This is a genomic window from Sporosarcina soli, assembly GCF_042655805.1.
In the GTDB taxonomy this organism is placed as follows: domain Bacteria; phylum Bacillota; class Bacilli; order Bacillales_A; family Planococcaceae; genus Sporosarcina; species Sporosarcina soli.
Genome location: NZ_JBHSNO010000005.1, coordinates 802745 through 818091, shown reverse-complemented (window position 1 = coordinate 818091; position 15347 = coordinate 802745). Strand labels below are relative to the sequence as shown.

At 42.6% G+C, this 15347-nt stretch carries 8 protein-coding genes; 6 read left to right on the top strand and 2 right to left on the bottom strand.

The features are described 5' to 3' along the window. Positions 1-153 precede the first annotated feature (153 nt). The 4 genes from ACFPRA_RS08130 (at position 154) to ACFPRA_RS08115 (ending at position 9332) form a co-directional block, all read left to right on the top strand. Entirely contained in the window at positions 154-2733 is a 2580-nt protein-coding gene (locus ACFPRA_RS08130) for a hybrid sensor histidine kinase/response regulator (protein ID WP_381432492.1), read from the top strand. Then, positions 2711-3826, top strand: a complete 1116-nt coding sequence (locus tag ACFPRA_RS08125) for a response regulator (RefSeq protein WP_381432490.1) — start codon at positions 2711-2713, stop codon at positions 3824-3826. The genes ACFPRA_RS08130 and ACFPRA_RS08125 overlap by 23 nt, the downstream gene beginning before the upstream one ends. A 161-nt stretch (positions 3827-3987) precedes the next feature. Then, a complete protein-coding gene (locus ACFPRA_RS08120; RefSeq protein WP_381432488.1) occupies positions 3988-4635 on the top strand; it encodes a class D sortase in 648 nt (215 codons plus the stop codon). Positions 4636-4667: 32 nt separating this feature from the next. After that, complete coding sequence (locus tag ACFPRA_RS08115; protein WP_381432486.1) at positions 4668-9332, top strand: SpaA isopeptide-forming pilin-related protein; 4665 nt, start codon at positions 4668-4670, stop codon at positions 9330-9332. Positions 9333-9431: 99 nt separating this feature from the next. On the opposite strand, the gene ACFPRA_RS08110 is transcribed toward ACFPRA_RS08115, so the two are convergent. Both ACFPRA_RS08110 and ACFPRA_RS08105 read right to left on the bottom strand, forming a co-directional pair. After that, positions 9432-10607, bottom strand: a complete 1176-nt coding sequence (locus tag ACFPRA_RS08110) for a DUF5050 domain-containing protein (protein ID WP_381432483.1) — start codon at positions 10605-10607, stop codon at positions 9432-9434. 737 nt (positions 10608-11344) lie between these two features. Then, positions 11345-12013: a LytTR family DNA-binding domain-containing protein gene (locus tag ACFPRA_RS08105; RefSeq protein WP_381432481.1), complete on the bottom strand. Its 669-nt coding sequence runs from the start codon at positions 12011-12013 to the stop codon at positions 11345-11347. A 213-nt stretch (positions 12014-12226) separates the two neighbouring features. On the opposite strand from ACFPRA_RS08105, the gene aceA reads away from it, so the two are divergent. Together aceA and aceB are read left to right on the top strand one after the other, a co-directional pair. After that, complete coding sequence (gene aceA, locus ACFPRA_RS08100) at positions 12227-13510, top strand: isocitrate lyase (RefSeq protein ID WP_381432479.1); 1284 nt, start codon at positions 12227-12229, stop codon at positions 13508-13510. 225 nt (positions 13511-13735) lie between these two features. Further along, positions 13736-15334, top strand: a complete 1599-nt coding sequence (gene aceB / locus ACFPRA_RS08095; RefSeq protein ID WP_381434814.1) for a malate synthase A — start codon at positions 13736-13738, stop codon at positions 15332-15334. Positions 15335-15347: the final 13 nt, after the last annotated feature.

Here is a 15347-nt window from a genome sequence, read left to right as displayed (position 1 = left end):
GATTATTCTAAAAAAGTTTTTTGAAAATAAATTGTTTTGATACCTAAAATAGATGCAAAATAAGTGCTTTTATCCTATGGAATCAGTTAAAATAGAATGAATAATAGGCTGAATATTCAAATTAGTAAAAATGTCGTACGAGTGAGGTGAATTGTGAGAAGAAGCGTCGCTAGTATTCTATCCCTATTAATTATCGCAGTTACTTTATTGAGCATCTATTTAAACAATGGACTTCAGAATCTTAACGGATCGATAGTATTAGGTGAAAAAAATAATATATTGGATGCCATTCTTTTTGCTGGATATATCGTATTGGCTCTGTATTATTTGGGTTCATTCTTGCAAATAAGAAATGAGTATTACCAACTCTACTTCAGTATTTATTTCTTCATCCAAGCCTTATATTTTGCCACATTAAATGAACAATTATTTTTACTAAGCTTCCAAAATTTCAATAGCATATCGATCAAATCAATGCAGATAGCACTTATCCATTTATCCGTCGTGTTCTTTTTATTGTACGTCGATAGTTTTTTTCAAAAGTACGCCAATCGGAAAATAGTCATACGTTTAATCGGCCTGTTAGTATTGCACATTTTGCTCTTCGGAATTCCAAATGTGTTTGAATTTATGACGAATCATTTTCCAATGGAAAATTATCGAATCATCGTTATCCTCATGTTGGGGATGTGTAATGTTTATATTGTTCACGTCTTACTAAAAGCATTTTGGGATAAAACCGCTTGGTCTGAGTATTTGCTTGTCATTGTGACGACCTTTATTTGCCACCGAATACTAATAGGATTGCATTTCTTAGTCGCTATGGAAATTGGCTATGTGCATGTTTTGCTATTTATCATTATGACCATGGGCTTGTCATTGCTGATGGGACGCCGCTTTCAGTCGAGCCACTTGCAAGTTGAACAATTATCAAATGATTTGCTTCTGTATGACCATTTAAAGGATGAATTCTTAAAGCGAACTTCCCATAGACTACAAGTACCATTACAAACGGTGTTAAATCTATCTCAATCACTAATGGAAGGAACGGAAGGCCCCTTACGGTTAAATCAGCAGGAAACGGTCACGCGCATTCAACAGGCTGGCAAGCGCTTATCAGTCATTGCGGAAGATTTATTGAGCGCCACAACGATACAACAAGTGGATACATCTAGCCAGCCGACTTCTGTTCGGCTGACGGTTGTGGATGAAATGCTAGAGGAGATGAGTTTTCTATTACCCCCATTCTCTCCTGTTGCAATTCGAAACGAGATTGCTCACGAGTTACCGCCCGTGTATGTAGATCCACAAAGTTTGAAACAAATCGTATTCAATCTGATGGATAACGCCATTAAATATACAAGGCAAGGGACTATCATTGTGACTGCGAAAGTGAGAGAGGATCAGATGCAGATTTTCATTGAAGACACGGGAATCGGTATCGAGAAAGCGTATCAGGAGTTGATATTTACATCTTTTTTTCAAATAAATAATGAACAGAACACCGAGGGGATGGGTATTGGACTGGCGATTGCCAAGCAGTTAATTGAATTATCCGGTGGCGCGATTTGGGTACAATCGGAGTTTGGAAAAGGATCCTGTTTTACTTTTACGCTACCACTCGCGGTACTGTATGAATCTGAAAGAAACGATGAAATGGAACTCGAAATAAGGACTGAACATGATAGGGACATCGTCAAGTTAGAACTTCCGCAACGAGTCGCAGGTCAACGCAAGATGACAATTGGCATCGTAGACGATGACCATACAACAATTCAACTGCTTGTAGACTTGTTAAGCCAATTACAATTTACAGTCATAGCGGTAGATAATGGGCAACAAGCATTCGAAATGATGAAGAAAAATCATGTGGATTTGCTGATTATCGATTTAGTTATGCCAAAGATGTCGGGATATGAGGTCTGCAAACTCCTACGGCAGGAGTATAGTTTAGTTGAGCTGCCCATTTTGCTTTTGACTGCGGGTACTCGATCAGTGGATGCTGTTACGGCAATGACAGTGGGGGCCAATGACTTTTTGCGAAAGCCTATCTATGCCGAGGAACTCAAGGCTAAAGTTGAATCGTTATGCTCGATGAAGCAAGCGGCGCAAACAGCTGTCCACAATGAACTAAGCTATTTTTATGCACAAATTGCGCCGCATTTTTTATATAACACGCTGAATACAATTATTGCAATGACCTACATAGATGCAGAAAAAACCCGAGAGGCATTGCAGCATTTAGCAACCTATTTTAGAGGGAAATTGGATTTTTATAAAAACAATTCAATGATTTCATTAAAACAAGAAATGGAACTGGTAGCAGCCTATGTAGCCATCGAGCAAATGAGATATGGCGATAGACTTACAGTCCACTACGATATTGATGAGCGTATTCAAACAGAACTTCCGGCAATGACCATTCAACCGCTTGTTGAAAACGCGATTCAACATGGTATTTCTAAAAAAAGAGGAGGCGGCACATTATCTATTTCCATTCGCAAGGGCGATGAAGGAATGATTATCGTAATCCAAGATGATGGTGTCGGGATAAAAGCAGAACAAAAAGAGACACTACTAAGCGGGGATGGTATCGGTTTTGTGAATGCATTCAATAAGTTGAAGCTGTTGAAAAATGCGCAATTCAAACTGGAAAGTCAGGAAGGGCAGGGCACAAAAATCACCATTATCTTGCCGGAGGTTACGCAAAATGAAAGCGATACTAGTCGATGATGAACGGCTTGCGATTGATTTTCTTGAAATTGTGCTTAGAAAGATCCATCAGATTGAAGTTGTTGGATCATATACAGATGCAAAAACTGCTTTCAAGGGGATGGAAAACGAGGAAGTGGATGTCGTGTTTCTGGATATGGAGATGGGAGAGAGTCATGGTCTCCAAATTGCGGAAGAAATCGTCATGCGATTTCCACATGTAGAGGTCGTATTTGTGACAGCTTATTCCGAATATGCGTTGAAAGCATTTGAAGTGAGTGCGGTTGATTATTTATTGAAACCTGTAAAAATAGATCGGCTACAGAAAACCATTGATAAAATACAGAAAAGGCTGGACCTTTCTAAACAAAACAGACAATCCTTCAAGGCTGAAGAAGTCCAATTAGTAGCCCGTGTGATGGGGAATTTTCAACTCGCTTGGAGCGGGAAAAACGTCGTGAAATGGCGAACAAAAAAAGTGAAAGAACTATTTGTTTACTTATGGCACCATCGGGAAGCTGCCATTCACCGCACACGTATTATAGAAGAACTATGGGCAGATTTGCCGAATGAGAAGGCGACTACATTATTGCATACAACTGTGTATCAGTTGCGCAAGGGACTTAAAGCACTCGGCATGGATAACCCGATTTCCATGAACAATGAAAAGTATAAGTTGAACATTTCTGTACAAAGCGATTTGAAGGAACTGGAGAATGTATTAGATGAAAAAAAGGTGACGAGTTCAGCGATTGAAAAAGCAATTCAACTGTATCAAGGCGATTACTTGGAAGAAGAAAGTTACCCTTGGGCACTGCATGCACAACAAAGGATAAAACAGTCCTACCTTCAGTATTTGGAGGCCTATGTACACAAGGAGAAAAATAATAGGGAACAATCCCTTTTACTTGAAATTTGTTTGGATCAAATGATTCAGATGGATCCTTATAATGAGAGCTACATTTGTTTATTCATCGAGCATTACGGGGAAGTAAGAAAAATGGAAAAGATGATCATCCTTTTTCATGAATTTAAAAAGAGGTGGATTGAAGAATTAGGCATTGATGTCCCGAAAGCGATTATTGACATTTATACAAAGCATATTAGTAAGTAATGAGCTAAAAAGCACTTGCGAATCCTTTTGTTATGGGAGGATTCGCAAGTGCTTTTTTTATATAAAACAGAATGTTCAGAATATGTTCAGCGTTAAATTGTTATCATTCATTGAATAATTGTAGTCTCCAGAAATATGATTTGGAAGAAGGTGATAACCAGTTGCGTAGAATCGTTGGTTCAATCGTCTTGCTAATGGGAGTAGCTCTTGTTTTTTACCCTCAAATCGAAAAGAAATGGGTCTATGATCGCGAACAGCAACTACTCATCGATAGCTTTGAAGAGTTAGGAAAAACAGAGTACTTGCAGCAATTATCAACAGACGCAGAAAGTAGAATCCATGCAAAAGATGTAGATCGATTGAAAAAATCGATTGTCACCAACAGTACGCAAGACAAAAAACAGGAAGCACTTGAAGGGGCAAGAGCGATTCTGCGGATTGACAGGATTGAACTTGAAATGATCGTGTTTGACGGTGCAGGTGCAGTGAATCTTAGTAAAGGAGCTGGAGTCATTGAACCGAAAAAACAATTTGGTATTGATAACGTCGGGCTGGCAGGACATCGGGCACTTGCCAAAGGCAAGCAATTCAACCGGTTGGATGAATTGGCACCCAATGACGTGATTGAAGTAACCACACGGGACGGCGTTTTTCAATATGAAATTACCCGAAAGTTCGTTGTCCCCAAAACAGACGTTTCAGTCCTAAATGACACCGATACTCCACTCCTCACACTCGTCACTTGCACACCGATTGGAAAATCCAATCCGCCAGATCGATTAATCGTGCAAGCCGAACTGAAAAAGTGACAACAACTGTACTTCAAGTGAGGAGGAAGAACATGTCGAAAAAGCTAAATTTGATCGCCTTGATGATTTTGTTGATCGGGCAGATTATTTTGGGACCGATGGGATCGGGGAATATTGCCTATGCGGATGAAGGAGGCGGGGATCCGGCAACGGTAGAAACGGATCCAGCACCAACGGATCCAGCGCCAACGGATCCAGCACCAACGGATCCAGCACCAACGGATCCAGCACCAACGGATCCAGCACCAACGGATCCAGCACCAACGGATCCAGCACCAACGGATCCAGCACCAACGGATCCAGCACCAACGGATCCAGCACCAACAGATCCAGCACCAACAGATCCAGCACCAACAGATCCAGCACCAACGGATCCAGCACCAACAGATCCAGTACCAACGGATCCTCCGTCTGTGAACACCCTAACAGCTGACCCTCAATCTGCGGACTGTGAAGATCCAGAAGCAGGTCCGGGTAAGAGTGATTGTAGACATATTTATATTACAAAAGTTGATCCGACTGGTGAACCGATTTCAGGTATCAGGTTTACTACAACACGCGATAATAATAAATGGTCAAGGACGGGTGTAACTGATAGCGATGGAAAAGTAACACTTGAATTTGCACATAATGGTAACACTTACTTAACAGAAGCGGACGGCGACTACAAACTTTGTAGGGTACTTGAGGATGGAACAGACCTCGTAAGTTTCAAAAAGCAGAAGAATGGTGAAGACGGGATTGTTTTCCAAGACAACAAGGATAAACATTACACATTCGTCAATGCACCTACGGGTATGGATTGTGATAGTAATATCGTAAAAGCAGAACTAGAAGTTACAAAGAAATTTAGAGATTCAAATAGTAATACGTTAAAAGGCACATTCACCCTAACAGGTCCTAACAATTATTTCGAAACGAAAACAATAAAAAATGGACATAATGAGAAATTTAGTAATCTGAAGCCGGGTGAATACACGCTTACCGAGATAAGCTCCACGGATGAACAAAACTATGCACTTATGGAGCCGTGGACATTTACAGTTACCTCTGACGGGAAGATTAATGGCGATAAGAAACATAAAACCACAATATGGAACGAGAAAATCCAAAAAGCAGAACTAGAAGTTACAAAGAAATTTAGAGATTCAAATAGCAATTCATTAAAAGGTACATTCACCCTAACAGGTCCTAACAATTATTCCGAAACAAAAACAATAACAAATGAGAAAAATGGTAAATTTAGTAATCTGAAGCCGGGAGAATACACACTTACTGAGATAAGCTCTACGGATGAACAAAACTATGCACTTATAGAACCGTGGGCTTTTACAGTTACCTCTGACGGAAAGATTAATGGTGATAAGAAACATAAAACCACAATATGGAACGAGAAAATCCAAAAAGCAGAACTAGAAGTTACAAAGAAATTTAGAGATTCAAATAGCAATTCATTAAAAGGTACATTCACCCTAACAGGTCCTAACAATTATTCCGAAACGAAAACAATAACAAATGAGAAAAATGGTAAATTTAGTGATCTTAAGCCAGGAGAATACACGCTTACCGAGATAAGCTCCACGGATGAACAAAACTATGCACTTATGAATCCGCGGACTTTTATAGTCACCTCGGAAGGCAAAATTAATGGTGATAAGAAACATAAGATCACGGTTTGGAACGAGAAAAAAACGGAAATACCAAAATCAGAACTAACAATCCAAAAGTACTTTGAGGAATCAGAAGATGGTGAATTAGAAGCTGAATTCACCCTAACAGGGCCTGAAGGCTTCGAACCAATAACTTTTACTATCACTAATATGGGAAGTAAGATATTTACGGATTTGGAAGATGGAGTTTATACACTTACAGAAGACACCACCGATGACGACTATGAGGTTACAAACAGCCGAACGTTTAACATTGAGGATGGCAAGTTCGTTTTTAACGGTGAGCCGGGCACAAATGAGCACACGGAAACTATAACAAACTATAAAAAAACGGAAGATCCAAAAGGAAAACTCATCATCACCAAAGTGGATTCGCAATTTTCTTGGCTCCATTTATATGGTGCGAAATTCGAACTGTACCATGAAGAGAACCTCGACACTCCAATTGCCACGCAAGCAACGAAATGGCAAGGGTTCTCCACAGGTATAGCGGCAATATTTGACAACTTAGAATATGGTACCTATATACTGAAAGAAATAAAAGCACCAGACGGTTATGAGATAAGTGAAGAATATGCAAACGGAGTAGAAATCGAAATTGACTCTGAGGTTATTTGGAGAACAGTTGAAAATACTAGAGAAGCTGCTGTAACACTTATTAAGAAAAAAGAAGGTACAAATGAGACTTTGCAAGGTGCGAAGTTTAAATTACAACAACGGTTTCCGTTTGTTGGTTGGCAAGATGTTCGAGGCTATAGCAATTTAGAAACAGATGAAAATGGTCAAATCAATATACCTCTAAGTCTGCGGCTACTACCGGAAGTCGATTATAGATTCGTGGAAACTGAGGCACCTGAAGGTTATGAAATAGGCGATACAAAAGAGTATCCATTTAAAATTAAAAATTTGAAAGAACCAATAACAATTCAAGCGTATAATGCACCAATCATTAAACCAACGGGCACAGTAACCATAGTCAAATACGAAGAAGGCAATGAACAAGAAACATTACCTGGTGCCGTTTTTGCTCTCTACAAAAAGAATGCCGTCGATGCCGACTACACAAGAATTAGAGAATCTGAGGAATTTAGAACAGGAGCAGGCGGGATACTCGAGGTCAGCGGTTTGGAATCAGGTGAATACTACTTCGAAGAAACGGCTGCACCGATGGGTTATGCTCTCGATAATGAAACAAGGTACTCTTTTGAGGTGGGATTAGATGGCAATCAGATTTATGTAACGCCAGATCGAATTCTAGTGCCGAACGAACCAGAACCGACCGGCTCCATCACGCTTTACAAACATAGAGCGGGCTCTATAGGGACACCGTTAAACGGTGTAACTTTCTCACTTTATAAGGTAGAGGGGGATGAACCGGCTGCGTTAGTTGAAGCGGGTCTGGTGACTTCGGGCACCGGCTCGGAGGCTGGTCATCTAGTTGTTGAAGACCTGCCTTACGGAGACTATTACTTCATCGAAACGGCAACAATAGCCGGGTATCAGTTAGATAATACTACCAAGTATGGATTTACGATTCCTTATGCTCCACTTGCAATTATGATTGCGGCGGAGGGGGATCAGGAAGATGTAGGAATTGACGTGGAAACTATTTTTGTACCAAACACACCTATTTCTACACCACCAGGACCAGGACCAGGACCAGATCCAGAACCGGGAACAGGTTCGGTGACGTTGGTTAAAACGGATGCGGCATCGAGTGTAGGATTGGGCGAGGCGGTGTTCTCGCTGTATCGCGTAGGCGAAACGAATCCGATTCAAACGGGGTTAACGACGGATGCAGATGGTAATTTGACTGTGAATAATTTGGCCCCTGGCGACTATTACTTCGTAGAAACGACTGCACCGACTGGTTATGTGCTGGATGCGACGACGCAACATAGTTTTGACATTGTGGCGTCTCAATTGGCATCGGTGGAAGTGACGAATACGAAGTTTACCGGATCGGTGACATTGTTCAAAAAAGATAGTGAGACAGATGAAGGATTAAGTGGCGCAGTGTTCTCACTCTATCAAGACGGAGAAGATGAGGCCATTCAGACAGGATTGACGACGAACGCGGATGGTAACTTGACAGTGAGTGGCTTAGAGACGGGTGGTTATTACTTTGTTGAAACGGCTGCGCCGGAAGGCTATGTGCTTGATGGCACACCACGTCCATTTACCATTAGTTCCACGCAAACTGCCAATGTGCAGGTCGAAGTAGCGAATACAACTATTTCTGACACAACTGGCTCTGTTACGTTGTATAAAGTGAACAGCGACACAGGCGAAGCGTTGAACGGAGCAACTTTTGCAATCTATCGTGTGGTAGATGGCGAGGGGGATGCGCTCGTTCTAGGTGGGCTCATAACAGGTGGAGTAGGTCAACCGGATGGCTACATCTCTGCAAGTGACTTGCCAATGGGTAGCTACTACATCGTTGAAACAGCCGCACCGGAAGGCTATGAACTTGGAGATACACCGCCACGTATTGACTTTGCGATTACCGCAGGAATGACTGCAGTCCTCGATTTAGGAACAGTTGCTAACACACCGGAAACTACTGGTGGCGGGGGCGGCGGGGGCGGCGGAGGCGGTGGAGGTGGTAGTGGCGGCGGGCCGACACCAACGCCGGTAACACCGACACCTTCACCGGAAACGCCAAACGAAGAAGTTGAAGAAACGCCACAACCAGAATCACCGAATGAAGAAGTCGAGGAAACACCGCTACCGGAATCACCAAACGTGCCGGTTGAAGAAATGCCACAGCCGGAGGCACCAATTATTGTTGAAGAACAACCACAACCAGAGGCACCGAGTGTAACGGTTGAAAAGCCGTCTAAACCGGAATCAACTAGTATCACTGTGAAAGAGCAGCCAAGACCGCAAGCTACTAAAGTGAGCCCAACATTACCGAGAACAGGTGAAGAAATGCCGATCGCCACACTGATTGGCGGACTCGCACTCATCACCCTTGGTGGATGGCTACTACTTGGCAGAAGAAAAAGAAATAAAACCCAGATGTAAAGTGAAATGCTTAAACTAAAAAACGTGTACACGATGCCATCTAGGCTCGTGTACACGTTTTTTTATCGTCTAGGCAGGCGCCCTGCGCTTTTGTTATGCTTATTTAGCTGCTGCCTTATTGTTGAGTGCTAACGACATAGGTTTCTTTGAAGTGCTATCTGTAAAGCGAAGTATGTTTCCATCGACTGCAATATCTACAGAGTGCACGGAGTTCAACTTTTCTAACTTCGTACCATCTGTTTTCATTTTATATAAATAGCCTCCATTTGAATAGTTGCTAAAATAAATATCGTTGCCGACAACTGCGAAGTATGGTGCTCTAACATCATTTACTTTTTGTTTATTTTTTCCGTTGCTTGCCATTTTATATAGTTTTTGATTATCTGATTTACTGCTGTAGAAGTAGTCATTTCCGACTTGGACCATGTTTTTGAAGTCTTGGAAGTAACTATATTGCTTGTCCACTGCAACTGCCCAGTTCTTTTCATCCCAAGTATGGTCTTTGCGTAATTGATCGGAAGTGACGAGGAAATAGTCATACCCGACAACGCCCGGTTTGTTCGGAACGGGATCATCCCATGTAATGTCCATGAAATAATACTTGCCGTTCAATTTCACTTGGTTCCAAGAATGCAATCCGTCTTTAATATGTCCTACCACATATTGATTTTCGATACCGAGACGGTTGAGAAGAAGCTGTGCAGCTTTTGTATAGCCGTCACACACTGCCACTCCGCCTAGCAGGGCACCGTGTGCAGTATAGGAATCGGCAGGAATGGTTTTATTTTGTTGGTTTGTGTAATCATAGGTAGTGTTCAATACGAGATAGTCATGGACTGCTTTTACTTTATCAAAATCGGAAAGGCCTGGTTTATCGATGCTAGCTAGTACTTTGTCCACCTTTGCATTAAGGGCAATCCGATTTTTTTTTATTGTTTCAGCTGGTAGATAATACACATATTCGATTTTTCCATCAGACCATACGTTAGCAGATTTATAATAGAGAATTTCAGGATTTTCTTGCACAACTTGTTGAATGAGTGCACCCACTTCTTTCGGGGACATTTCGGAAGGATCGAATCGACCAACCGCTCCATTTTCAAGAAGTGTGGAACGAATCATCTGATAGGAGTTTTCGTATTGACTAGTTTTGGCAGGGATTGCTGCTACAGCTGGTTGCGCCGAGAAACTTGCTGCATTCGCAGAGCTGGGGCTACCGACAAATATCGACGTGGAAAGGGCGAAGGAGAGGGACAGCGAAATGATCTTTTTCATTTGGATTTCCTCCTTAATAATTTTCGGAATTCTATGTGACTTTAGTCTGGAGTTTTAATGGAATGGAGTGAGTAATTAGTCTATCATTCTACTTTTATTATACAAGGTTTTTAGTTGAAAAAATGACTCGAATATGGCCGAAATGGTAACGTGAATTTTAAAAAACCAAATAGTTCTAAAGTCCTTTTATACTATATTGATAAGGAGTATAAGATAGAGTGAGGTGAAAAACGTGTCAGTACAGGTTTTATCTAGGGTCTAGAAGATAAGTGGAGAAGAGGAACGGAGTCTCTTTATATAGAGTTAGAATAGGTGGACTATTCAGTCTTATTAATAAATTAAAATTTGAATAGAAAGTGCTAGGGAGGATAATGAGGGAACTTTCGCTGAATAGAGTTGAATCGAAGAGGTTATAAACTAGAAGCAAAACAAAACAAGCCGCTCGGATACCTTATCCTGCGGCTTGTTTTCTTGAAAATTAATATGAATGATCAAATCCATCCTATAAATGATCAAACTCCTACTGAAGGCGCTCATACCCCTTCAAGAGTGATCAAACTTACATCGCCTACGCTCAAATACCCTAATGAGTGATCGAACCACCTTCGCTTTCGCTCATACTTCTTTATGTGTGATCAATCCACGCTCGCTTTCGCTCAAACCACCTTCGTTTCGCTCATACTTCTTTACGCGTGATCAATCCTCAATCACAATCACTCAATCCTTCCAATCTCCACCTAAAATCCAAGCACTGCTCTAAGTTCTGTTGCATATGTTTGGCTGACGGGTAGTTCTGTTTCGTCTTTCAATGTAAGGATAAGATTCGAAGATAAGTCCCTGGAAATGCGTTGAATATAAGCGATGTTAACAATATAAGAGCGATGGATCCTCAAAAAAGATTGGGGCAGTCGTATATGCAAGTCTTTTAAAGTGAAATTGGTACAGTATCCTTCATCGTTGGCGTAAAACCAAGTTTTCTTTTGCAAACTTTCAATATGGGAAATCTGTTCGATTGGAATCGGGCTCCAATCTTCTTGTTGTTTTCCTGTTAAATAGCGGAAGGGTTCAGGGCGCTGTTGATAGTTGGGGGACAGGATGACAATGAGCGCACCGGGTTCGTCGTGTATTTGGATTGGATAGCCGATGCCGTAGTAGGGGATGCCACATGGTGACTGATTGACAAGGGCTTTTATTTTGCGCCTGTTGCGAATGACTTCTTCCGCAATGCTTCCAGGTTCGATGGGCTGGCCTTCCTTGATTTGGATATTAGAAGACCCTTCAATAGAACAGATGTAGTGATCGCCAACGCCAATGGCAATAGTAGCATCGTCTGGAATCCAATCTTCCAATAATGTTGTATATTGCTGTAATTCTTCATTTGACATCCTCAACTTCTCTTTTGTCATTGTCATTTCCCCTTTGTATTTGATTTCCAAGACCCGACTCATCCGTCCTATTTTCCGTTCGTCTTAAAAAAATACCTTTTTGTCAGAATGTACAGACATTATTTAAAATGTGTTATATATTACTGTATAACAACTTCATCTGTTATGAAACAGTAAAAAAGTAGTGTTTTAGATTAGCAGTTGAAAGTTTATTAAATGGGAAGGTGTGACTAGATGATGACGAGACAAGAACAGATTGCACAATTGGAGAAAAGCTGGGCGGAGGATAGCCGTTGGAAAGGGATTGAACGCCCTTATTCCGCAGAAGATGTTGTGAAGCTGCGCGGATCCATCCTTATTGAACAGACGTTGGCAACTAAAGGGGCAGCTCGACTGTGGAAATCCCTTCAGGAAGAAGATTTCATCAATGCGCTTGGTGCTTTGACAGGAAATCAGGCAGTCCAGCAAGTGAAAGCGGGCCTTCAAGCCATCTATTTGAGCGGTTGGCAAGTGGCGGCGGACGCGAATCTTTCGGGGCAAATGTATCCTGACCAAAGCCTGTATCCAGCAAACAGTGTTCCGTCAGTTGTCAAGCGCATCAATCAGGCTCTGCAACGTGCAGATCAGATCGATCATGCCGAGGGGCGCGATGACGGTTTTGACTGGTTCGCTCCGATTGTCGCAGATGCAGAGGCTGGTTTCGGCGGACCGCTCAATGTTTTCGAATTGATGAAAGGCATGATCGAGGCAGGGGCTGCGGGCGTTCACTTGGAAGACCAACTGGCATCGGAAAAGAAATGTGGACATTTGGGCGGTAAAGTATTACTGCCGACACAAAATGCCATCCGGAACTTGGTTGCGGCACGACTTGCGGCGGATGTACTGGGCGTACCGACTGTCCTCATTGCTCGCACAGATGCGGATGCGGCTGACATGGTCACAAGCGATATCGATCCGGCTGATAAAAAATTCCTGACAGGGGAGCGCACGCCGGAAGGATTTTTCCGTACGAAAGCGGGAATCGACCAAGCGATTGCAAGAGGATTGGCGTATGCACCGTATGCAGACCTTGTGTGGTGCGAAACATCCCACCCATCACTTGAAGAGGCTAAACAATTTGCCGACGCGATCCATGCGAAATTCCCAGGCAAGAAGCTCGCCTATAACTGCTCACCTTCTTTCAACTGGGAAGCGAATCTCGATCAGGAAACGATCGCGAAATACCAAGTGGAGCTCGGTAAAATGGGCTATAAATTCCAGTTCGTCACACTTGCAGGCTTCCATTCTCTGAACCACAGCATGTTCAATCTTGCACATGACTATAAAGATAACGGCATGGCGGCTTATTCGAAACTGCAGCAAGCTGAATTTGCTTCTGAAGAGAAAGGATATACAGCAACACGCCATCAACGTGAAGTCGGTACAGGTTACTTCGATGAAGTGTCACAAGTCATTTCAGGTGGTCAATCTTCCACTACGGCGATGCAAGGTTCAACAGAAACCGCACAATTTGTTTGACTTGATTTAGCGGAAGTCCCCCACTTCCATAAGTGGCGAGATGAATGCCAGAATGCATTTTAATTAGAGGGAGTCCAAACTCTCTGCTGATTCAAGTTTAGCCTCCGGCGGATGTCACGGATTTTGAAAGGAGTCAATTGCGCAAGCGCAATTCGAAATCCGGACGCAATTACGCCAAGGCGTAATTGATTTCCTTAATAACTAGAAAGGGTGAAACCTTTGACGATGCAACCATCGACCTCTCAAAAGATAGAAGTTCGTGGAGAAAAGACGATTGAAAGTACAGCAATACTGACGCCTGAAGCACTTGAATTTCTCCGGGCTCTTCATGCCAAATTCGATGAACGACGAAAAGAATTACTGATAAAGCGCCAACAACGGCAGCTTGACCTTGACAATGGAAAGAAACTTGATTTTTTACCTGAAACGAAACACATCCGGGAAGGGGATTGGACGATTGCGCCACTCCCCCGGGACCTGCAAGATCGACGGGTTGAAATTACAGGACCTGTCAATCGGAAAATGGTCATTAATGCGCTGAATTCCGGTGCAAAAACATTTATGGCCTGTTTTGAAGATGCCACTTCTCCTACATGGGACAATATGATGGAGGGGCAGTTGAATATGAAGGATGCTGTTCGGAAAACGATTTCGTTCACACAGCAATCGAACGGCAAAACCTATACGTTGAATGAAGAAACAGCTGTTTTAATGGTGCGTCCACGCGGCTTGCATTTACCGGAAAAACATGTCGTTATTGACGGAGAACCTATTTCCGGGGGCCTATTCGATTTCGGCTTATATTTTTTCCATAATGCGAAGGAGTTATTGGCAAGAGGAACGGGCCCTTACTTCTATTTGCCGAAGTTGGAAAGCCATTTGGAAGCACGTCTGTGGAATGATGTCTTCGTCTTTGCGCAGCAACAACTCGGCATTCCGAACGGTACAATTCGCGCAACTGTACTTATCGAAACGATTGTAGCGGCATTCGAGATGGACGAAATTTTATATGAGCTTCGCGATCATTCAGCAGGATTGAATTGTGGTCGCTGGGATTATATGTTCAGTTATTTGAAGCGATTGCGCAATCAGCCTGATGTCATTTTCCCGGATCGGAGCCAAGTGACGATGACATCGCCATTCATGCGTGCGTACACATTGCTTTGTGTGCAAACATGCCATAAGCGGAATGCTCCGGCAATCGGCGGGATGGCCGCACAAATTCCGATTAAGGACCATCCAGAAGCGAACGAAGAGGCTTTTGGGAAAGTACGTGAAGATAAGCGGCGTGAAGCGACAGATGGGCATGATGGAACATGGGTTGCACATCCGGGACTTGTCGCAGTGGCGATGGAACAGTTCGACAAAGCGATGCCGACTCCCAATCAGATCGACCGAAAACGGCAAGACATTCACGTCACTGCGGAAAACTTGCTCGAAGTGCCAATTGGGAGCATTACGGAGGCCGGTTTGCGCATGAATTGCAGTGTCGGTGTTCAATATATCGCTTCCTGGTTGCGAGGGAATGGCGCGGCCCCGATCAATCATCTGATGGAAGACGCCGCAACGGCGGAAATCTCAAGAACTCAAGTATGGCAATGGATTCGCCATCCGCAAGGGATTTTGGAAGATGGACGCAAGATTACTGAAGGTTTGTTTTTGGTGGTGATGCAAGAAGAGTTGGATACGATTCGACAGTCGATTGGTGAAACCAATTACCGTCAAGGAAGATTTGAAGAGGCGGCAGAACTGTTTTCTTCATTGACATTGCAAGACGAATTTATGGAATTCTTAACATTACCCGGCTATGAAAAATTAAATTAAAAATGGAGGAGAT

Bases quoted from the DNA above. Each gene is read 5' to 3' on its own strand.
- aceA (WP_381432479.1), top strand. From the start codon at position 12,227: ATGATGACGAGACAAGAACAGATTGCACAATTGGAGAAAAGCTGGGCG.
- aceB (WP_381434814.1), top strand. From the start codon at position 13,736: ATGCAACCATCGACCTCTCAAAAGATAGAAGTTCGTGGAGAAAAGACG.
- ACFPRA_RS08125 (WP_381432490.1), top strand. From the start codon at position 2,711: ATGAAAGCGATACTAGTCGATGATGAACGGCTTGCGATTGATTTTCTT.
- ACFPRA_RS08105 (WP_381432481.1), bottom strand. From the start codon at position 12,013: ATGACAAAAGAGAAGTTGAGGATGTCAAATGAAGAATTACAGCAATAT.
- ACFPRA_RS08110 (WP_381432483.1), bottom strand. From the start codon at position 10,607: ATGAAAAAGATCATTTCGCTGTCCCTCTCCTTCGCCCTTTCCACGTCG.
- ACFPRA_RS08115 (WP_381432486.1), top strand. From the start codon at position 4,668: ATGTCGAAAAAGCTAAATTTGATCGCCTTGATGATTTTGTTGATCGGG.